Annotated in this window: 23 protein-coding genes; 3 read left to right on the plus strand and 20 right to left on the minus strand. The window is 69.9% G+C overall.

Going from position 1 to position 17,599, the window contains the following annotated elements; all coding sequences use genetic code 11:
• Positions 1-7 precede the first annotated feature (7 nt).
• The 4 genes from ACO05L_RS13760 to ACO05L_RS13775 all read right to left on the minus strand — a co-directional run bounded on the left by ACO05L_RS13760 (position 8) and on the right by ACO05L_RS13775 (position 5,603).
• Positions 8-3,742: a baseplate multidomain protein megatron gene (locus ACO05L_RS13760; protein WP_421729732.1), complete on the minus strand. Its 3,735-nt coding sequence runs from the start codon at positions 3,740-3,742 to the stop codon at positions 8-10.
• A complete protein-coding gene (locus ACO05L_RS13765; RefSeq protein WP_421729733.1) occupies positions 3,743-4,198 on the minus strand; it encodes an NlpC/P60 family protein in 456 nt (151 codons plus the stop codon).
• Positions 4,195-4,845, minus strand: coding sequence for a baseplate hub protein (locus ACO05L_RS13770; protein ID WP_421729734.1), 651 nt, complete (start codon positions 4,843-4,845; stop codon positions 4,195-4,197). Before ACO05L_RS13770 ends, ACO05L_RS13765 begins: the two co-directional genes overlap by 4 nt.
• Before the next feature lie 140 nt (positions 4,846-4,985).
• Positions 4,986-5,603 carry a phage distal tail protein, Rcc01695 family gene (locus ACO05L_RS13775; protein ID WP_421729735.1) on the minus strand — a complete coding sequence of 206 codons (618 nt, stop codon included), beginning with the start codon at positions 5,601-5,603 and terminating at the stop codon, positions 4,986-4,988.
• Between the two features lie 102 nt (positions 5,604-5,705).
• Between ACO05L_RS13775 and ACO05L_RS13780 the strand changes: the two genes are divergently transcribed.
• Positions 5,706-6,398: a DUF805 domain-containing protein gene (locus ACO05L_RS13780; RefSeq protein ID WP_421729736.1), complete on the plus strand. Its 693-nt coding sequence runs from the start codon at positions 5,706-5,708 to the stop codon at positions 6,396-6,398.
• 81 nt (positions 6,399-6,479) lie between these two features.
• Positions 6,480-7,211: a DUF805 domain-containing protein gene (locus ACO05L_RS13785; protein WP_421729737.1), complete on the plus strand. Its 732-nt coding sequence runs from the start codon at positions 6,480-6,482 to the stop codon at positions 7,209-7,211.
• Between the two features lie 4 nt (positions 7,212-7,215).
• Here the strand turns inward: ACO05L_RS13785 and ACO05L_RS13790 are convergent, their stop codons facing one another.
• From ACO05L_RS13790 to ACO05L_RS13825, 8 genes are all read right to left on the minus strand, one after another.
• On the minus strand, positions 7,216-7,755 hold the full coding sequence (locus ACO05L_RS13790; RefSeq protein ID WP_421729738.1) for a phage tail tape measure protein: 540 nt from the start codon (positions 7,753-7,755) through the stop codon (positions 7,216-7,218).
• 88 nt (positions 7,756-7,843) lie between these two features.
• Complete coding sequence (locus ACO05L_RS13795) at positions 7,844-8,026, minus strand: phage tail assembly chaperone (protein ID WP_421729739.1); 183 nt, start codon at positions 8,024-8,026, stop codon at positions 7,844-7,846.
• 26 nt (positions 8,027-8,052) lie between these two features.
• Positions 8,053-8,349 (minus strand): GTA-gp10 family protein, encoded by a 297-nt coding sequence (locus ACO05L_RS13800; RefSeq protein ID WP_421729740.1) that lies wholly within the window; start codon positions 8,347-8,349, stop codon positions 8,053-8,055.
• Complete coding sequence (locus tag ACO05L_RS13805; RefSeq protein WP_421729741.1) at positions 8,349-8,765, minus strand: phage major tail protein, TP901-1 family; 417 nt, start codon at positions 8,763-8,765, stop codon at positions 8,349-8,351. Before ACO05L_RS13805 ends, ACO05L_RS13800 begins: the two co-directional genes overlap by 1 nt.
• A gap of 25 nt (positions 8,766-8,790) precedes the next feature.
• Positions 8,791-9,198: a DUF3168 domain-containing protein gene (locus tag ACO05L_RS13810; protein WP_421729742.1), complete on the minus strand. Its 408-nt coding sequence runs from the start codon at positions 9,196-9,198 to the stop codon at positions 8,791-8,793.
• Entirely contained in the window at positions 9,195-9,494 is a 300-nt protein-coding gene (locus ACO05L_RS13815) for a phage head completion protein (protein WP_421729743.1), read from the minus strand. Before ACO05L_RS13815 ends, ACO05L_RS13810 begins: the two co-directional genes overlap by 4 nt.
• Positions 9,495-9,517: 23 nt before the next feature.
• Complete coding sequence (locus ACO05L_RS13820; protein WP_421729744.1) at positions 9,518-9,784, minus strand: head-tail connector protein; 267 nt, start codon at positions 9,782-9,784, stop codon at positions 9,518-9,520.
• Between the two features lie 187 nt (positions 9,785-9,971).
• On the minus strand, positions 9,972-11,225 hold the full coding sequence (locus tag ACO05L_RS13825) for a phage major capsid protein (RefSeq protein ID WP_421729745.1): 1,254 nt from the start codon (positions 11,223-11,225) through the stop codon (positions 9,972-9,974).
• 143 nt (positions 11,226-11,368) lie between these two features.
• Between ACO05L_RS13825 and ACO05L_RS13830 the strand changes: the two genes are divergently transcribed.
• Positions 11,369-11,971: a hypothetical protein gene (locus tag ACO05L_RS13830; protein ID WP_421729746.1), complete on the plus strand. Its 603-nt coding sequence runs from the start codon at positions 11,369-11,371 to the stop codon at positions 11,969-11,971.
• Here ACO05L_RS13830 and ACO05L_RS13835 read toward each other — a convergent pair.
• The 8 genes from ACO05L_RS13835 to ACO05L_RS13870 all read right to left on the minus strand — a co-directional run bounded on the left by ACO05L_RS13835 (position 11,950) and on the right by ACO05L_RS13870 (position 17,565).
• Entirely contained in the window at positions 11,950-12,372 is a 423-nt protein-coding gene (locus ACO05L_RS13835; protein WP_421731696.1) for an HK97 family phage prohead protease, read from the minus strand. The two genes, ACO05L_RS13830 and ACO05L_RS13835, sit on opposite strands and share 22 nt — an antisense overlap.
• Positions 12,373-12,377: 5 nt before the next feature.
• Positions 12,378-12,605, minus strand: a complete 228-nt coding sequence (locus tag ACO05L_RS13840) for a hypothetical protein (RefSeq protein WP_421729747.1) — start codon at positions 12,603-12,605, stop codon at positions 12,378-12,380.
• Positions 12,605-13,798: a phage portal protein gene (locus tag ACO05L_RS13845; RefSeq protein ID WP_421729748.1), complete on the minus strand. Its 1,194-nt coding sequence runs from the start codon at positions 13,796-13,798 to the stop codon at positions 12,605-12,607. Before ACO05L_RS13845 ends, ACO05L_RS13840 begins: the two co-directional genes overlap by 1 nt.
• A 40-nt stretch (positions 13,799-13,838) precedes the next feature.
• Entirely contained in the window at positions 13,839-15,020 is a 1,182-nt protein-coding gene (locus tag ACO05L_RS13850) for a phage head spike fiber domain-containing protein (protein ID WP_421729749.1), read from the minus strand.
• A complete protein-coding gene (locus tag ACO05L_RS13855) occupies positions 15,020-15,307 on the minus strand; it encodes a spike base protein, RCAP_Rcc01079 family (protein ID WP_421729750.1) in 288 nt (95 codons plus the stop codon). Before ACO05L_RS13855 ends, ACO05L_RS13850 begins: the two co-directional genes overlap by 1 nt.
• 37 nt (positions 15,308-15,344) lie before the next feature.
• On the minus strand, positions 15,345-16,541 hold the full coding sequence (locus ACO05L_RS13860) for a DNA-packaging protein (RefSeq protein WP_421729751.1): 1,197 nt from the start codon (positions 16,539-16,541) through the stop codon (positions 15,345-15,347).
• A complete protein-coding gene (locus ACO05L_RS13865) occupies positions 16,504-16,968 on the minus strand; it encodes a hypothetical protein (RefSeq protein WP_421729752.1) in 465 nt (154 codons plus the stop codon). The genes ACO05L_RS13860 and ACO05L_RS13865 overlap by 38 nt, the downstream gene beginning before the upstream one ends.
• A gap of 117 nt (positions 16,969-17,085) precedes the next feature.
• A complete protein-coding gene (locus ACO05L_RS13870) occupies positions 17,086-17,565 on the minus strand; it encodes a YcgN family cysteine cluster protein (protein WP_421729753.1) in 480 nt (159 codons plus the stop codon).
• Positions 17,566-17,599 lie beyond the last annotated feature (34 nt).

Raw genomic sequence — 17,599 nt, forward strand, 5'->3', positions numbered from 1 at the left:
ACGGTTTTCAGGTCGCGATCGACACAGAAGTCTCCACGCCCCACCCCCAGCCCGCACCATACTGGGCCACGCCGACCACAGCGCCCGGCCCCGGACCGCCCGGAAAATCCGCCGCCCGGGCCGCTGCGGCATATAGCGCCTCCGCGTTCTCGACCTCGAAACTGCGCTTCACCACCGCGCCGTCCAGCACCCGAACGCGAAAGCGCTGAGGATCGGATGCGGATATCTCCCCGTCCCAGGCGTCGCCTTTCAGCCGCGACCGTGCGATCCAGCTCAAGGCCAGGCCGCCCGGTTCCGGCGCGACGCGCAAATGAGCCGGGCTCCACGGTCTGTAGAAAACGCCCCTCATCGTCTCGACCCGTTCCGTCACGCCCGCCCCGCCTGGTGGTCCCCCTGCAGGCCCGGCGCGCCAGATCAGCGACGCGTGCCGCTCCTCGGACGACACCGACACCCGCGTCGGCGCCGTGTTCAGGAACACGACCACGCCCCCCGTCGCGGCGCCGGCGCGCATTTCGCCGTCCGTGCCCTGCTGTGCCCGCAACAGGCCGGACAGCCGCCAGACCCCCGGCGCCGTCAGCACGGCGTCGCGGAACTGGATGATCTCCCACCCGAGCGCGGTTTCGACGGCGAGGACGTTGGCGCCCCCCAGCACCGCCTTCTCGCTCAGGCTCGACGGCGCGCCGCCCTCGAGCCGCACGGTCAGAGCATTGTCTTGGTCCCATCGGCCAACCACGCCCGCCGACAGGGGCGCCAGCAGCACCCCGACCGTCGCCGACACCCTGGCCGTCCCCCGCAACGTCAGCAGATCGGCGTCGACGCCCGCGACGACATCCATGGCCCGCCACGGTCGCCCTGCCGCCACCGCCAGCGGCCTGTCATCCGTTTCCCCGCCTGGCAGGGGCGGCAGGTCCAGCAGCCGCAGCAGGGGCGCAGCCACCAGGCCTGGCCCGTCCCCGCCCCGCCACTCCACATCCGTCTCGACCACCCGGCGTGGGATCACGCGGCTCAGCGTCGCGGTCGCCGTCCTGCCGTGCTCCAGACGCTCGACCCGCCAGTCCCCGGCATCATCGGCCAGGCTCACCCCATCACCGGGCTCCAGCCGCAGCGCCTCCAACGGCCCCAGCGAAACGGTTACCGTGTCTCCCTCCTCGCCCATGTCCAGCACCCGCAGCGCCAGGCCCCGCGCAACACCGGCGCCGCACACCGCCGGCAGATCCAGGTCCAAAGCCCCGCCATCTCCCTCGCCGCGCACGACGACCGCGCCGGTCTGATAGTCAGCACCCTCGTCGATAAAGCGCACCCGCGCCGCGCCTGGGCGGGCCTCGAGCGCCCGCGACCGCGAAACCGGCTCACCGTCTCCCGGCAGCGCCAAGGCCTCAGGGTCCAGCGTCATCAGCGCAGCGTCCCTACCGACAAGAGCGACCTTTCCGCCCCGCTCTGCGCCAACCATGTCGAACGCCGCCAGCAGAGGTTCCAGTGCGTCGCGCGTCCGCATGGCGCGGTCGATGACCAGTCCGCGCACCACCGCCGCCTGCTCCCCGATCTCGAAGTCCGCATCCTCGAGCCCGCCGCGTCGCAGGATCGCGGCCAGCATGGCGGCGCCGTCGCCGCTCAACCGCCCGTTCAGCCAGTGTCCGGACGCCCAGGCTCCCGCATCCGCCCATACCTCCGACCGGCCCGGGAACGCAGGAAAGGGCCGCGCATCCCAGCACCAGGCGTCCGCACCCTCCAGCATCCTCCCGCCATAGACGCCCGACACAGGGTTCTTGGCCGGATCGTCGTAATGCCTCAGCACGGCCTCCAGCAGCCGCCTCTGAACCGTGTCGTCCCTCTCGCCGGTGGAGAAGGGCGGCAGGAAACTCTCCGCGCTCTTTGGGTCCTGAAACAGGTTGGGCGCATTGCCGCCGCGATCCACCGCCGCGCAGCCGAACTCGGTCAGCCGGATCGGCTTCATCCCCGGCGCCCAGGCGGTCGAAGAGGCCGAGCGCACGCCTCCCGGTCGGTCATGGTGGGCGTGCGACCACCAGCCGACCAGGTCCTTGGGCCGGAACACCCAATGCTCGCCGTGCGCCCCGTCCACGATCGGCGTCCTGACCTGCGCTGTACGGTCGGCGTCGCTGGCGTAATACCACTCGAAATTCTGCGCCCCGGCCACCTGACTGGCCAGATAGTCGGCGTCCTCGGGACCGCGCCAGGCCTGCGCGTCCAGGCCGCCTGCGCCCGAGCGCCAATCCCCCATCGGCGGATACCAGTCGATGCCGACGTAGTTGATGTTCGCATCGGCCCACAGCGGATCGAGGTGAAAGATCACTTCGCCCGAACCGTCCTGGGCGTGAAAGCCGAAATATTCCGACCAGTCCGCCGCATAGGACAGGGCGACACCCGCACCCGCAACGGCCCGACACTCCGCCGCCAGCGTCCGGTATTGGGCCACCGCCGGATGGCCGCCGGCCGCTGTCCGCGTCCAGGTCAGTCCCCGCATCTCCGAGCCGATCAACAGCCCGTCCGCCCCCGTCTCGGCCGCCAGCGCCGCATAGTGCAGCGCCATCCGCCTCAGACCCCAACCGCCCGAGGCGCCGAACAGGGCCGCCACGTCCGCCGACGCATTGGCCCCGTCGCGCCCCTTCACTCGACCCCGCCAAGGATGCGCCGCCTGCCGCGCGCCGCCGTAGGGGTCGGGCAGATCATTGTCCGCGGGGATATCCATGAAGACAAAGGGATACAGGGTCACCGCCCATCCCCGCGCCTTCAACGCCCCTACAGCCTGTCGCACGCTTTCGTCCGAAGGCGTCCCGCCATAAGCCGGCGCATCCCCGACGCGAGAGATCAGCTTTGCCTGGTCGCGCGCCAGTCCCGCCACCGACCAGACCTGCGGCTCTGTCGCCTTGTCGAACCGCTCGACGCCAGGCCGCACCTGACAGTGGGACGCCCTCAGATCGTCGCCGAACCACCCGATCACCAGACTGACGCGCTTCAGGTTCGGGCACTGGGCCTCCAACTGGCCCAGCGAGACCAGCAGGTCCGGCCGTCCCTCGCCGTGATGCACGTTTTCGGCCGTCGTCACGGTCAGCCCGTCGCGCCGCCACACCGGCTCGGTCGCCAGGACGAACTCGCCCGCACCGGGGATCAGGCACACCCCTTCCAGCCGCTCCTCCAACCCCGTCGTCCCCGGCGGGCGACGAAACACCTCGAAGCTCAACTGCGGCGCCCGATTGCCGAATGTCCCCAGCGGCAGGTCCTCGAACACCACATAGGCCGTCCCGCGATAGGCTGAGGCCTCACCTTGCACCGCTTCGATCAGCGGATCGGGCGATTGGTCCGCCGTCCCGCGATGCAGCCGCATGGTCACGCCCGACAGGTCCAGCGCCTGCCCATCCGCCCAAACCCGGCCGACGCCGTCGATCGGCCCTTCGCACAGGGCCACGGCGAAACTCAGCGAGTAGTCGTGCTCGACGGTTCTTGGCCCGCCCTTGCCGCCCCGGCTTTCGTGACGCCCTTCCAGGAACCGCGCGGCCCAGATCACCTGACCCGTAACCCGCGCTCGCCCGAACACACAGGCCATCGGCGCGCCGTCCGCAGAGGACTGGACCCGCAGCGTCTCCAACCGGGGCCCCTTCTGCCGCGCCGGTTGCAGACTGCTGACCAGGCTGCGATCCAGCTGCGCGCCCAGGGCGCTGCCGATGACCCTGCCGACGCCGCCGCCGATCGCCTGGCCGATCCCGCCCAATACCGCCTGCGCCATCTACGTCTCCTCGATCAGGGGCCAGCGAAACGCCGCCGCCAGCCGCCGCCGCCACCACGGCCCCATCCAGCTCTCGACCACCGATCGTCCCCAGTAGGCGTGGATCATCCGCGCCTCCGGCGGGCCTGCGTGGCTCAGGATGGCGCAATGCTTCACCGCCGCGCCCTCGCTCATGCGGAACAACAGCACGTCGCCGGCCCTCGCCTCACCGACCGGGATTTCGATCAGCCACCGCCGCGCGGCTTCCAATAGTGTTTCCTCGGCGCCCACTTCCGCCCAGTCCGGACTGTAGGCCGGCGTTGTCTCAGGCTCCGGCCCCAACACCTCGCGCCACACCCCGCGCACCAGACCCAGGCAGTCCGCGCCGGCCCCCTTCACGCTGGCCTGATGGCGATAAGGGGTGCCGATCCAGCCTCGCGCCGCCGCGACGAAGGCGCTTGCTTCCGGGTGGATCATCGGCGGCTCCCGCCATCATGGCGCCCGCCCTCCGCCGGATAGGCGGTCAGAAAGTCGTCACCGGGAATGTCGGGAAAGCCCTGGAAGTTGAGGCCGTTGTCGAACACCGTCCGGCACGTCGCCCACCGCTTGTCGCAGGCCAGGCCGGGAAAGATCCCGACATCGACCCGGCATCGCGCATCGCCCAGCATGGCGTCGCAGTCTCGGCCATAGGTTCGCCCGACGACCCGGTCTAGCGCCGCCATCGGCCCTTCCAGTTCGGCGACGAAGGCCTCGCCCTCGCGCCGCACCCGCGTCATCGTCCCCGACCACAGGGCGACCTTCAGGTCCGGTCTGCGCCAGTCCACCCGCCACAGTTCCACCCGCGCGCCATCCAACGCCCCCGCCGCAATCTCCGCGCCATTCAGGACGTCATCCAGCGCCCCGCCTGCACTCAGACTGCCGGGAGCCAGCCCGATCTCTCCGTCGCCCGCACCCACGGTCCAGCCGCTGGCCGCACGACAGCTCAGCCCCTCGACCACCAGATCCCCATCGTGATCCGTGTGACCAGAGACCTGGCCATCCACCCGCGTCACCCGCCAGACATGACAAAGCGTCGCCGCCCCGCTCTCGATGCGGACAGCGAGTTCTTCTGGAATATTGCGCATCAATCCTCCCCCATCGGGGGAGGGGGACCGCAAAGCGGTGGAGGGGTTCGACCCCAGACACCCTGTTCGCGGCAAGCCCCCTCCGTCACGGCGCCAAAGCGCGCCGCGCCACCTCCCCCGAGGGGGGAAGGATTTCGTTGTCAGACCCTGACCTCGATCAGCGGCATGGCGACCATTCGCCCGGCGCCGAAACTTTCCAGCGTCACCTCGATGCGGTCCGCGTCGAACCGCACCGGCGTGTCGAACAGGAAGCCCGCGCTGACCACAGCGCCCGCAGCGGGCGCCGTCGTCAGCGTCACCGCGCCGGTCGATGTCTCGACCGCAAACCCGCCTATCGAAAGAGCGACGCCATTGACCGCCACCCGCACCGATCCCGCCACCGGCTTGCGGATGGGGCGGACCTGGTCGCCATAGGTCTTGCCCAGGCCGAACACCGTCCGCGTCCCGTTGCCCGAGCCCAGAACCTGATCGGTCGCGGCGACCGACCCCGCCGGAGCGCATGACTTGAAGTCGGCGAAGTCGCGGAACCGGAACCCGTACAACCGTCCCATCCGCGCCTCGAAGAAGGCGGTCAGGGCCGCCATGTCGTCCAGCGACCTCAGCCCCGCCCCGATCAGATACCGCCGCCTCCCCTGCGCCCACGGCGTCGATCGCCGCTCGTGACCCGAGGCCAGGGTGACGATCTCGGTGCGCCGCTCGACGCCCCCCGTGGAACCGAACGCCAGGCGCGCCGGCAGGCTAACCTCGTGAAATGCCATGCCTCGTCCTCTTCTCTGGCGGCCATGCGGCCTTGTAGGGGGATCGCTGATCCGCCATGCTCGCCTCACGGCCATCCAGGCCGGTACGACAGGAGATGCGGCGTGCGCGGTGAGGTTCTGAGTTACGACGACGGCACGGGCGCAGGCCTGATTTCTGGCGACGACGGCGCGCGCTACAGCTTCACGCGCAGCGATCTCCAGCAGCTCGCGCCCCTCCGCGCCGGCGCCCGCGTCGATTTCATCGCCGCCGACGGACTGGCGACCCAGGTCTTCATCGTCGCCCAGACCCAGGCGTCGCCTGCGGCGGGCGGCTACACGCCCGGCGTCGCCGGATCCGGGGCCAGTCTGGACTGGAAGGCCCTGTTCCTCGACGCCAATGGCCGCATCGGCCAGAAGGACTACTGGATCGGCTTCGGCATCCTGTTCGCCGCCAATATGCTGCTCAGCTGGCTCCCGCTGATCGGCTTCCTCATCTCCTTGGCCGCGACCTATGCCGGCATCTGCCTGGCGTCGAAGCGTCTTCACGACATGGGCAAGTCCGGCTGGTTGGCCGCCATTCCCTACGGCGTCTTCATCGCCGCGATCGTGCTCAGCGCGGTGTCCTTCATCGGCATGATGGGGGCGGCGACCTATGACAATGGCATGGGCATGATGGCCGGCGCCGGCTTCATGGGCCTGCTGTGGACCGCCGCCGTCGTTCTCAACATCGGCTTCGTCATCTGGCTCGGCGTCACTGCCGGACAGCCCGAGGACAACCTCTACGGCCCGCCGCCTCAGCCGCTGGCCAAGTTCTGAACCGCGACCCCGAACGATTTTTCAACAACACGACGCGCCGGGCCTCCTCGCCCGGCGCCCTCCCGATCCAAGGAAACTGATATGCGCGGTGAAGTCATCAGCGTCGACGGCGGCTCCGGCGACGGCCTGATCTCGGGCGAAGACGGCGTGCGATACAGCTTCGTCGCGGCGGATTTTTCCGGCCCCGCGCCAAAGGTCGGCGACCGTGCGGACTTCGTGTCCGACAACGGCGTCGCCACCCAGATCGTCATCCTGGCCGGCGCCGCCACGGCGTCCGCCTCCGGCCCCTGGGCCGGTCAGACCTCCACGCCACAGATGGCCGGCGCTGCCGTACCCGCCACCGCCGGCGCCGGCTTCGACTTCGCCTCGGCCCTGTTCTCGTTCAACGGCCGACTGCGGCGCTCGCATTTCTGGATCGGCTTCGCGATCATCTTCGGCGCCAGCTTCGTCTCGGGCCTGATCCCCTTCCTCGGCATCCTGCTGTCCTTCGCCCTCATCTGGCCCAACCTGGCCATCTCGGTGAAGCGGCTGCACGACATGGGCAAGTCGGGCTGGCTCGTGGCCATTCCATTCGGCATCGGCATGGTGCTGGGCGTCATCGCCGTCGTCATGATCGGCACGGCCATGATGGCCGATGGCCGTACGCCCGAGGACTTCGAAGCCGACCCGGCAGCGGCCCTCATGCTCATGGGCCCCGCCTTCGGCGTCTTCGCCCTGTCGGCCCTCGTGAACCTGGCCTTCCTGCTGTGGATCGGCATTTCCGACAGCCAGCGCGGCGCCAATAAATTCGGTCCCAATCCCAAGGGCGAATAGGGCTTCACATCCGGCGCGACCCCAGGGCCACGGCCCGCGCCAGCATCTGCGCAATCTGCGCCTCGGATCTCAGCAGGTCCGGGGCGCCGCCATCCAGCCTCAGGTTGACGGTAACGGGCGCCGACGCCGCGCTCTCGATACTGCCCGCCCCTGCTGGTCGAAACACCTCCGGTCCTCTCTCCCCGACCAGATAGGCGCCACCCGCCATCACCGGCCCGCCCTCGGCCCGCGCCCCGCCGAACGAACCGTCGAACAGCCCGCCGACCGCGTCGCTGATGGCCTTGCCCAGGCCGCCGCCGCTTGATCCCATCCCCGCATTCGCCGCCGACAGGACCGCCTTGGCCAACTCGGCCAGGGTCACCTCCCCATCCGCCGCCGCTCGCGCCAGAGACCGGGTCAGACTGTCGCCCGCCCGGTCGAATGCATCCTCGATTGAGGCCGCCGCCCGCTCGGCCGGCTCGCGCAGGGCCTCCAGCGCCGCCGCCGCCTCGGCCGCCCGAACAGGCACGCTGTCGAGCGCGCCCGCTTTGAAATCATCACTCATCTAATAATCCTTCCCCTTCGGGAGAGGGGGACCGCGAAGCGGTGGAGGGGCAGACCCCAGACACGCCCTTCGCAGCAAGCCCCCTCCGTCACGGCGCCACCTCCCCTGATGGGGGAGGACTATCCGGCCAGATCTCCGCCAGCCGTTCCAACTCGGCCCGCCCCAGCGGCGCCGCCGTCGGCGCCGCTGTGGTCATCAGCCGCCACTCCCGCAGCGACAGCCGCCAGAAGGCCTCGGGCGCCACCCCCATTCGCACCGCGGTCTGCAGCATCCCCGACCAGGGCGTCGCCGCCTCGCTCATTTCGCGGCGCTGAACGCCCGAGCCACCGCCTCGGCCGCCTCCTTGGGATCGACGGCCGAGCGCCCCAGCCGATCGGCCAGTTCGCTTTCGCCACCGCCCCTCAGCAGCGCCGCCAGCACCACCACCAGGTCACGCGCCGACAGCGACCGCATCCGCTGGGCCAGTTCGGCGAACCCGTTCGTGCCCAGCGCGCTCTCGATCTCGGCCAGCGCCCCCAGCGTCAGGCACAGGGTCCGCTCCACCCCCGCCAGCACCGCCCGCGCCTCGCCGCGTATTCCGTTGGCGCCGCTCATCAGGCCGCCTCGAAGGTGATTTCGCCCGCGCTCGCCAGGCTCATGGCGAAGCTGGCCTCGCCCTCATGCTGACCTGCGTATTCCAGCGCCGCGACCAGGAACGGCCCTTCCAGCACGCCGAAGTCGGGCACGATCAGGCGCCAGCGTCGCGCCGTCTGGGCGAAGAAGGCCTCGCGGATCGCGGCGTCCGAGGCCGCATCCCGGAACACCCCCTGCCCCGACACCGCCGCCGACTTGACGCCCGCGCCGCTCAGCAGTTCACGCCACCGCCCGGCGCTGTCGGCGTCGGTCGCGTCCACCGTTCGGGCGTTCAACGAGATGGTTCGCGCTCTCAGGCCCGCCACCGTCGTGAAGACCTCGGGCGTCGCCCCGTTGCCGATCTTCAGCAGAATATCCTTGCCGCGTTGAGCCGCCATTGAACCCTCCGGATCACTCGATTTTTCAGATGTCTTCCGTCACCGCGCGCACGCGGATGACGGCATGGTGGCGGCGCGCGTCCGGGGTGCGAAACACGTCGGCGAAGGTCACCCTCAGGCTCACCGTTCGCACGCCATCCGCCTCCAGCGCCGCCTCGTGCAGCCGCGCCCGCACCGCCGCCGAAATCGCTCTGACCTCTTCGCCGCCGCCAAAGCGCGACACGCAGATCAGGGTCACCAAGTGCTCGATCCCGCACCCGTCCGCCGCCACCGGCCGGCTCTCGCTGCGGCTCATCAGCAGATGCGGAAACGCCGCCCCGTTCGGCGCCAGATCCCAGATTCGCGCCGGATCCCCCAGCATGGCCTGCAGGGCCGCATCGGCCTTCAACCAGGTGACCAGGGCCGCCTGCAACGCCCCTTCATGATCCCTCATGGCCGACGCTCCAGCATCAGGTCGCAGCGTCCAGATCGCGCCGCGTCTTCGATGGCGACCACGGTCCAGTCCGCCCCGCCGAACCTCAGAATCCGTCCCTCGGCCACGCGCGGATCGACCCGCGCCGCGGCCGTCATAGTGTCCACCGACCGGGCCACGCCCGCCTCGGTCTTCTCGCGGCGACGCCTCGGCCCCAGGTCCAGCCAGACCCAGCCATGGCCCAGATAGCTGATCACCTGACCGCCCTGCGCCGTCTGGCTCTCGACCGCTTCCAGCAGTTCGGCCAGCCGCCGCATCGCCCCGCTCCCAGCCGCGCCACTCACAGGCGAACCGGGCGATAGGGCGCGATCCACGCCTCGACCGGCGCCAGGCTCATCTCGCCTTCGCCGCGTTCATAGGCGCGCAGGGCCAGCATCAGGATCGCCAGCCTCAGGGGCGCCGCCGATGTGGATGTCAGGCTCAGCCCCACGTCCCCCTCGACCCGCGCCTTGGCCGCGTCGATCAGGGTCTGGATCAGCCCGTCCTCGGCCTCGTGCTCGACGCGCAGGAACAGCTTCGCCTCCGTCAGCGAGACAGGTGCGGCCATGGATAATCTCCGATGTCAGAAAATGAGCGCCCACCCTCTCCCTCCCCCCGGGGGAGGGTGGTCGAAGCGCAGCGCAGACCGGGCGGGGAGGGCTCGGCAAAACAGCTAAGGCATCGCCCAGCCGCCCCCCGGTCGCTTCGCGATCTCCCCCCCCCCCGAGGGGGAGGGAGATCGCCGTCCTGCTTCCTCAGCTGGCCGCGAACTTCATCACCTTGATGGCGTCGAAATTCTGCACCCCGCCGCCGACCCGTTTGGTGGTGTAGAACAGCACATAGGGCTTGGCCGAATACGGGTCCCTCAGCACCCGCACGCCAGCCCGGTCCACGATCAAATAGCCGCGCTGGAAGTCGCCGAACGCGATCGAGGCGCTGTTGGCGGCGATGTCCGGCATGGTCTCGATCTCGGTCACCGCATAGCCCAGCAGCGACGCCGTCTCGCCCGCCCGCGTCGCCGGCGACCAGATGTAGTTGCCGTCCGCATCCTTGAACTTGCGCACGGTCGAGACCGTCTTGCGGTTCATCACGAACCGGCCGTTGGGCCGATACTGGGCCTTGGGCGCATAGATCAGGTCCAGCAGCTTGTCGGTCGGCGTCGTGGTCGGAAAGGCGCCGGCAGAGCCCGAAGCGACATAGCCGATCTGCCCCCAGGCGTGGCTGGCGTCGGCCACCATCGTATAGCCCAGGAAACCCTTGGGCTTGTTGGTCCCGTCGCCGTTGACGAAGGCCTGGGTCTCCTGAGCGGCGAAGGCGTCCTCGACCTCGGACGCCAGCCATTCGTCCAGGTTGATCATGGCGTCATCCAGCAGCGACTGGGTCGCCGCGGGGCTGGCGTAGAGATCGGCCGCCGGGAACTCCAGCAGGGCCAGGGTCGCCGGATCCGTCTCGGGCCGAGCCGCCGTTTCGGCGACCCAGCCGGCGGTCACGCCGACGGTCGAGACGGGCTTTCTGAACACGCCGCTCGACACGGTTCGCACGGTCGAGATCTCGCGCATCGGACTGCCCGCCATTAGGCGGCGTTCGATGGCCCGCTCCGTCTCGGGCGGCACGACATAGCCCGCCGAGTTCGACGCCGACGACAGCCCCGCCTTCAGCTCCAGACCGTGACTCTGGCCGGCGCGCAGATAGCCGTCCCACGCCGCCTTCGCCTCCAATCCTCCCCCATCGGGGGAGGGGGACCACGAAGTGGTGGAGGGGGCCGCAGCACCCCCCACGACAGGTCGTCGCGCCTCGCTCAGCGCCCGGTCCAGACGCGCCTGGGCGCCGGCCACGGCCTGGTCGATCCGCGCCACCTTTTCTTCCAGCAGCGTATCGGCCGACGCCTTCTTCTCGATCTCGTCCAGCCGGGCGTCATTGGCCCCTTTGAACGCCTCGAACGCCGCCATCATCTCGTGCATGGCGGCGCGCGCCTCGGGCGTACCCGTGGCGGTTTTGGTCTCTTTCATGCTGTCTCCGCTTTGAAGTCCGGCGGCTGATCCGTCCGGAAGGCGAGCGGGCCGGTCAGGCCCGCTCGATTGTCTGGCGTTGGCGACCCTTGTTCGCGCACGCGATCTCCGGCCATAGTGCGGCCAAACAGGGAGGTATCGTCATGCGCCAGGATTTCGTGAGCCAGGGTCTGCTCGTCGCCGCATTCAGTCTCGGTCTCGCCGCGCCCGCGCTGGCCCAGACGCCGACGCCCGCCGCTGCAGCTGCGCCCGCCTCACAGGCCGCGCCGACGCCCGCCCCTGCGCCCACCCCTGCGCCTGGAGACGTGGCCTCGTCCGACGCCATCGTCGCGGCTCTCTATGAGGTCATTTCGGGCGACGCCGACGTTCAGCGCGACTGGGATCGCTTCCGCAGCCTGTTCCACCCGTCCGGTCGCCTGGTGCCCATCGGCCAGCCGGCGGAAGGCCCGGCGACGCTCCGCATCCTGACGCCGGACGAATACATCGCCCGCGCCGAGCCCTTCCTGATGCGCGGCTTCCACGAGCGCGAGATCGCCCGCCGCGTCGAGCATTTCGGCGGCCTGACCCACGTCTTTTCCACCTATGACAGCCGCCACACCGCCTCCGACCCCGAGCCCTTCGCCCGCGGCATCAACTCGATCCAGCTGTTCGACGACGGCCAGCGCTGGTGGATCGTCAGCATCTACTGGCAGAGCGAAACCCCCGCCTTCCCGCTGCCGGCGGATTATCTGCCGCCGGCGACCTGAAACCGCGCCCCCGGCAGCATCGGGAAGGTCACCAACGACACCTCCCACAACTCCACCTGGCTCAGCACCCGCAGTCTTCCATCCCGCCGCGCCTTCGCCGCCCTGAACCCGATCGACAGTCCGTCCAGCGCGCCCGCCCGGCTCAGCGCGCGGGCGAACCGCGCCTCGGCCGACCAGTCCTCGATACGGCCGCGCACCCACAGGCCGCGTTCGTCCTCGGCCATCTCGTCCCAGACCCCGACCACCGCCCGCGCCTCGTGCTGATGCAGCATCCGCACCCCGCCCGCCCCGGTCCGCGCCAGGCTGTCGGCGAACGCGCCTTCAGCCACCACATCCCCGTTCAGATCGGCCACGCCCCACAGGGAGGCGTAGCCTTCGATGACCAGGGCGGCGGTCTGCACGGCGCTCACGACCGATCCTCCAGCCGCCGCTCGATCCGCTCCACCGCCGCCCGCGTCGCCACGCCCTGCTCCTCGAGCCGGGCCAGCCGTTCGGCGACCAGCCTCTGTTCCCCGACCCGGTCTTCCAGGGTGGCGATCCGCGCCGCCGCTCCTCCGGCCCAGACCAGGCCGCCGATGGTCTGCACCACCAGGGCGATGACCAGCGGCAGTGGCACGCGTCTGATCTGCTCCATCAGTCGGCTCCCGCACAGTGGCCCAGCCCCGCCATGCGGCGACGCTCCTCGTCGGTCAGGAAGCTGGCCGCCTCCAACCGCGCCCACAGCGCCTCGCGCTCGGCCTGCAGGGCCGGCAGGCTGTCCAGATCCGGCTCGATCCGCGTCCCCGGAAACCGGCTCGACAGCCACACGGTCAGGGCGCCCGCCGTCTTGTTGACCAGGGGCACGATGGTCCCGCGCCAGAAGGCGGCGTTGGCCTCGCGATAGTTGGCGTAGGTCGCGTCGCCGGGGATCCCCAGCAGTTGCGGCGGCACCCCGAAGGCCAGGGCGATCTCGCGCGCCGCCGCATGCTTGCCGGCGATGAAGTCCATGTCGGCGGGCGACAGGCTCATCGGCTTCCAGTCCAGCCCGCCTTCCAGCAGCAGGGGCCGCCCGGCGTTGGCCGCGCCCGCATGCTGTTCGGACAGCTCGGCCCGCAGCATCTCGAACTGCTCGGTCGTCATCCGCTCGCCGTCCTTGGCGCCGTAAACCAGCGCCCCCGACGGCCGGGCCGCATTGTCCAGCAGGGCCTTGTTCCAGGCCCCCGAGGCGTTGTGCACGTCGATGGCGAAGGCCGCCGCCTCCAGGGGCGACATGCCGTAATAGTCGTCGGTCGGGTGAAACAGCTTCAGCTGCGTCACCGGCATCCAGCCGTCTTCGCCGCGTGTCAGCCTGACCTTGCGGCCGTCCAGCCCATACTCATAGGCCTCGGGCCAACCGGCGGCGCCCGGAACGATCTTCATGCGATCGGGCCGCAGGGACCACAGCTCCTCGGGCGTCCCGCCCTCTCCCACGGCCTCGATATAGGCGTTCCCCGCCGTTTGCAGGGCGCCGTAAACCCCCTCCAGCCATTCGGACCCGCCCTGTTCGGCGTTGGGCCGGGCCAGCAGCCGGGCTAGGAGATGGGCCTCGTCGCGCTGGCCCTCGACGAACACGGCCAGCCGCGTCGAGGCCGCCGCCTCGGCGATCATCCGCACGCAGCGATAGGCCACCGGATTGCGCCCATAGCCCTCGGCGGCCAGGCTTGTGTAGTCGCGCGGCGTCCAGCGCGGTCGCCCGACATGGGTCATGGCGATCAGAGGCCCGGCGCGACTGGCCTTGGTCTCGTCCGGGCCGCCCGCAAGGCGTGCGTCTTCGTGCGGTCGCGTTGCGGACCGTTTCCACCATGCCATCGCTTGTTCCTTGATTGAGGGGGTCGTGAGCCGCAGTCGGTCAGGCGACGCTTGCGGCCGTCAGGTCTGCGTCCAGCATCACGCCGGGCGCGATCCGCACCGACTGCAGATATCCGCCCAGCCAGGACGCCGCCCCGGTCGCCGCGCTGCCCAGGGCGATCCGGTCCTGGCCGGTCCCCAGCGACAGAGCCGCCGGATCGGCCGCCAGCACGCCGTCCACCGCCGCGCGCGCCTTGTCCGCGCCAACCTGGGCGGCGATCCTCAGGATGCGCGCGCCCGTCTTGCCGGTGACGACCGAGGGGTTGCCGGGATTGGGCGAGGCTCCGGCCTGGTTCGAACCGTCGCGGACCAGGGAAATGCGCCCCGTCTCAGATCCCAGGGCGTTGATCGTCGCCAGACGTCGGTTGACCCCATCCGCCGAAGGCAGATCGGCGTGAGCGACCACCGCGTAGGGCGCGACCAAAAGCGTCGCCAGTCCGCTGACCGAACAGACGTCCGCCGCGCGCGTGGTCGCCGCGCCCTGGGTGACGATGGGGCTGGTCGCAAACCCGCCCTCCTCCAGCATCGGCAGGATGAAGTGGACGACCTGGCCCGCGTCGGCGCGGACATAGAAGGTGCGAGCGGCGGTGTCCGGGGTCATCGCCGTCTCGCGCCGAACATAGCCTGCAGAGGCCGAGAAGGCCGCCGAGCCCGATCCGGCCATGGCCACGACCCCCGTTCCGCCGCGCACATAGAGGGTCGCACGATGAGGGTTGGTGTTCCCCGTCGCGCCCGAAAAGGTGGCGAAGGCGGTCGTCACTCCGGCGCTGTTGTCCAGCTTGAACACCTGCCCGCCGGTCACCACGCTCGCGAGGCCAGCCGCCGCCAGCGCCGCGGCGTCACTGACCAGGCTCAGGGTCGAGGCCGCATCCCCCGACCGCGTCACCCCGGTCAGGTCGACCGGATTGGCGTTGTAAATCGTGACCTTGTTGGTCCGCGCCTCCTCTATCAACAGACCCCGGTCCGTGAGCCTCGGCAGGCCCGAGCCAAAGGGAACCAGAACCCCGGAGGCGGTCTCTGCCAGGCCGCTGCTGGCGCGGGCGAAGCTCACGCCGCTCGTTCCGACAAAGGTCGAAAAGCCCCCGCCCTGCACCAGATACCGCCCGGCGATGAAGTTGAACTCCAGCCCGCCGGCGGCCTGGCGCGCCGCCAGGGTGGGGATGGTCAGGCCCTGCCCCAGCATCAGTCGTACAGCGCCACGATCTGGGTGGCGGTCGTCCCGGTGGCCAGGATGCGCCGGGCCTGGACGGCGACATAGCCGACGGCGTGCGACTTCAGGGTGACCGCCTCGGAGTCTTCCGCCCCGACCGGCAACAGCCGGATGTCGCCGCCGCCGCCGACATACAGCGCCTTGGCGTATATGGTCAGGTCGGTCGTGTCGCTGGGCGTCACGGCCTCGGCGCGACGGGCAGGCGCACCGGGCGCAGGCGCAAGGGTGCGATAGGCGTCCCGAGAGGGAATGGCCGGCATGGTCGTCTCCTGTGATGTGTCGAATATCTCGCGGTTGCTACAGCGTCCGCAGTCGCGGTCCGGCGGGGGCGTTCAGCATCAGCCCGGTCAAGGCCCAGACCAGGGCGTCGGCGCGGTCGGGACTATGCCCCATGCCTTTGCCGCCCCCGTCCGAACCCAGGGCCATCATCTCTTCTTCCAGCGCCGGAAAGACCCCGCAGTGGACCACCCGTCCCTGTTCATAAAGGGCGGCGATAGGCTCGGCCCTGGCCCGCTTGCCGCGTGAGGCGTGGACCAGCCGGACCTGGGTCTCGAGCCCGGTCTGGGCCAGCAGGGTCCGCACCATCTCACCGCCCTGGTTGCTCTCGGCCAGGACATGGTGGGCGCCGAACTCGACCGCCGTCTCCATCGCCCGCCGGGCCCAGCCGTTGGGCGACAGTCCCCTCTGCGAACGGTCGGCCAGCACATAGGCCACGCCGTCCCTTCTCCCCGCCACCACGATGCCGCAGGCGTCGCCTCCGGCCGTGGCGGGCGGATCGACCGCGACGATGATCCGATCCAGCTTCGCCGGCCGTGCGCCGCGCGCCCGCGCCAGATCCTCGGCGCGAAACAGGGCGCCATCCGCCTCGACAATCAGCCCCTGCATCTCCTGCGCCTCCAGCCGTGTCCCGCCGTAAAGATTGCGCAGATGCGACAGGAAGCCCGGCGACAGGTTCTCGCGATTGTCCTGCGTTGCGCCCCGCGTGAAGGTCGTCCCCGGCTGGGCCATCAGCCGCCTCAGCGCCGGGATGGGCCGGGGCGTGGTGGTCACCACCAGCTTGGGATTGTCCCCCAGCCTCAGTCCGAACCTCAGGTTCGACAGCACCCGTTCCGGCTCGCGCCAAGCGCAGTATTCGTCGGCCCAGGCGGCGTGGAACTGTGGTCCCCTCAGACTGTCGGCATCCTCGGCGGAAAAGGCATAGGCCGATGCGCCCGACGGCCAGACCAGCCGCTTTCGTCCGGCCTCCCAGCGGGGGCGGGCCTTGCCCTCTGTGAAGGACTTGATGCCCGAACGCCCCTCGATCATCACCTCGCGCACGTCGTGCAGGGCGGGACCGACCAGGGCCAGTGTCGGGTTGTCGCGTTGCGCCAGACTGTGGATCCACCAGGCCCCGGCATAGGTCTTGCCCGCCCCGCGACCGCCCAGCATGATCCAGGTTCGCCAGTCGACCTGGGGATCAGTCTGGTGAGGCAGTATCCCCGCCGGCGGCGTCATCGCCGTCGCCTCGCAGATCTGACGGTACGAGAGGCCATCCATCCAGGCGCTTCGTTTCGACCGCGCGCTGCAAGCCATCGAGACGGCGTTCCAGTTCGGCCCGAGCCCGTGCGAACTCGGCGGGATCGACGCTGTCGTCATCATCTTCGTTCATGCTGTCCTCGGCTGTGGCGGCGTCCGTGCGACGCAGCGGCGGCTCGCGTTCAGGACGCGGGCGCAGGATCTCGATGGCGCGGACGGCCCTGGCCACATTGGTGACGGCCCTGGCCTTACGGTCGGCTCCGACGGTGTCGCCGGGCGTCAGCACATCGGCGACCATGGTGGTCAGCGCGCTTTCGGCCTGGCCTTCCAGCACGGTGATCATTCGCGACAGCCAGCCGACGCCGGCCGCGCCGTCCTCGTCGCCCTGACCCCTTTTCCCGTCCATGTCCGAACTATAGCGGACCAGCGTCAGTGGGCGCGCCGAAGGCCTCCAGAAAAGACGGAAGCCCGATTTTTCAACGCCTTGCCTTCACCCGTCGCGATGACCCAGCGGATCGGGCGACTAAACGCCGCGCTCGATGTCCCATTCAGGCGCCTCATAGCCCACCGCGTCCTCGGGCTCGTCGAGATCCAGCTCCGAGATCGTCTGGCCCCGCACCGACACGCCGGCCGTATGCACGCTCTCAGGATCGCCCGAGACCAGCGGATGCCAGTTCGCCAGCCCCCGGCCTTCGTCGATCCGGCGATAGGCGCAGGACTTGGGCATCCACTGCAGCTGCTCGATGTTCCACGGCGTCAGCTTGATGCAGTCGGGCACATGATCCTTGCGGTTCACATAGTCGGTGCAGGTGCAGGCCTGGCTGTCGAACAGCCGACAATGAACCTTGGTGGCGAACACCGTGCCCGTGTCCTCATCCTCGAACCGGATCAGGCAGCACAGCCCGCACCCGTCGCACAGGCTCTCCCACTCCTCGCGGGTCATCTGCTCCAGACGCTTGGTCTGCCAGAAGGGTTTGTCGTTGGGCAAAGAGGTCGAGGTCATCAGAGCGGCCGTCCTTACGCAGAAACGCGCCAGA

Origin of the sequence: Brevundimonas sp. (assembly GCF_965227765.1) — a bacterium.
In the GTDB taxonomy this organism is placed as follows: Bacteria; Pseudomonadota; Alphaproteobacteria; order Caulobacterales; family Caulobacteraceae; genus Brevundimonas.

Excerpts from the sequence above, each read along its gene's own strand:
- ACO05L_RS13760 (WP_421729732.1), bottom strand. The coding sequence starts at position 3,742 with ATGGCGCAGGCGGTATTGGGCGGGATCGGCCAGGCGATCGGCGGCGGC.
- ACO05L_RS13765 (WP_421729733.1), bottom strand. The coding sequence starts at position 4,198 with ATGATCCACCCGGAAGCAAGCGCCTTCGTCGCGGCGGCGCGAGGCTGG.
- ACO05L_RS13770 (WP_421729734.1), bottom strand. The coding sequence starts at position 4,845 with ATGCGCAATATTCCAGAAGAACTCGCTGTCCGCATCGAGAGCGGGGCG.
- ACO05L_RS13775 (WP_421729735.1), bottom strand. The coding sequence starts at position 5,603 with ATGGCATTTCACGAGGTTAGCCTGCCGGCGCGCCTGGCGTTCGGTTCC.
- ACO05L_RS13785 (WP_421729737.1), top strand. The coding sequence starts at position 6,480 with ATGCGCGGTGAAGTCATCAGCGTCGACGGCGGCTCCGGCGACGGCCTG.
- ACO05L_RS13790 (WP_421729738.1), bottom strand. The coding sequence starts at position 7,755 with ATGAGTGATGATTTCAAAGCGGGCGCGCTCGACAGCGTGCCTGTTCGG.
- ACO05L_RS13795 (WP_421729739.1), bottom strand. The coding sequence starts at position 8,026 with ATGCTGCAGACCGCGGTGCGAATGGGGGTGGCGCCCGAGGCCTTCTGG.
- ACO05L_RS13800 (WP_421729740.1), bottom strand. The coding sequence starts at position 8,349 with ATGAGCGGCGCCAACGGAATACGCGGCGAGGCGCGGGCGGTGCTGGCG.
- ACO05L_RS13805 (WP_421729741.1), bottom strand. The coding sequence starts at position 8,765 with ATGGCGGCTCAACGCGGCAAGGATATTCTGCTGAAGATCGGCAACGGG.
- ACO05L_RS13810 (WP_421729742.1), bottom strand. The coding sequence starts at position 9,198 with ATGAGGGATCATGAAGGGGCGTTGCAGGCGGCCCTGGTCACCTGGTTG.
- ACO05L_RS13815 (WP_421729743.1), bottom strand. The coding sequence starts at position 9,494 with ATGCGGCGGCTGGCCGAACTGCTGGAAGCGGTCGAGAGCCAGACGGCG.
- ACO05L_RS13820 (WP_421729744.1), bottom strand. The coding sequence starts at position 9,784 with ATGGCCGCACCTGTCTCGCTGACGGAGGCGAAGCTGTTCCTGCGCGTC.
- ACO05L_RS13825 (WP_421729745.1), bottom strand. The coding sequence starts at position 11,225 with ATGAAAGAGACCAAAACCGCCACGGGTACGCCCGAGGCGCGCGCCGCC.
- ACO05L_RS13830 (WP_421729746.1), top strand. The coding sequence starts at position 11,369 with ATGCGCCAGGATTTCGTGAGCCAGGGTCTGCTCGTCGCCGCATTCAGT.
- ACO05L_RS13840 (WP_421729747.1), bottom strand. The coding sequence starts at position 12,605 with ATGGAGCAGATCAGACGCGTGCCACTGCCGCTGGTCATCGCCCTGGTG.
- ACO05L_RS13845 (WP_421729748.1), bottom strand. The coding sequence starts at position 13,798 with ATGGCATGGTGGAAACGGTCCGCAACGCGACCGCACGAAGACGCACGC.
- ACO05L_RS13850 (WP_421729749.1), bottom strand. The coding sequence starts at position 15,020 with ATGCTGGGGCAGGGCCTGACCATCCCCACCCTGGCGGCGCGCCAGGCC.
- ACO05L_RS13855 (WP_421729750.1), bottom strand. The coding sequence starts at position 15,307 with ATGCCGGCCATTCCCTCTCGGGACGCCTATCGCACCCTTGCGCCTGCG.
- ACO05L_RS13860 (WP_421729751.1), bottom strand. The coding sequence starts at position 16,541 with ATGACGCCGCCGGCGGGGATACTGCCTCACCAGACTGATCCCCAGGTC.
- ACO05L_RS13865 (WP_421729752.1), bottom strand. The coding sequence starts at position 16,968 with ATGGACGGGAAAAGGGGTCAGGGCGACGAGGACGGCGCGGCCGGCGTC.
- ACO05L_RS13870 (WP_421729753.1), bottom strand. The coding sequence starts at position 17,565 with ATGACCTCGACCTCTTTGCCCAACGACAAACCCTTCTGGCAGACCAAG.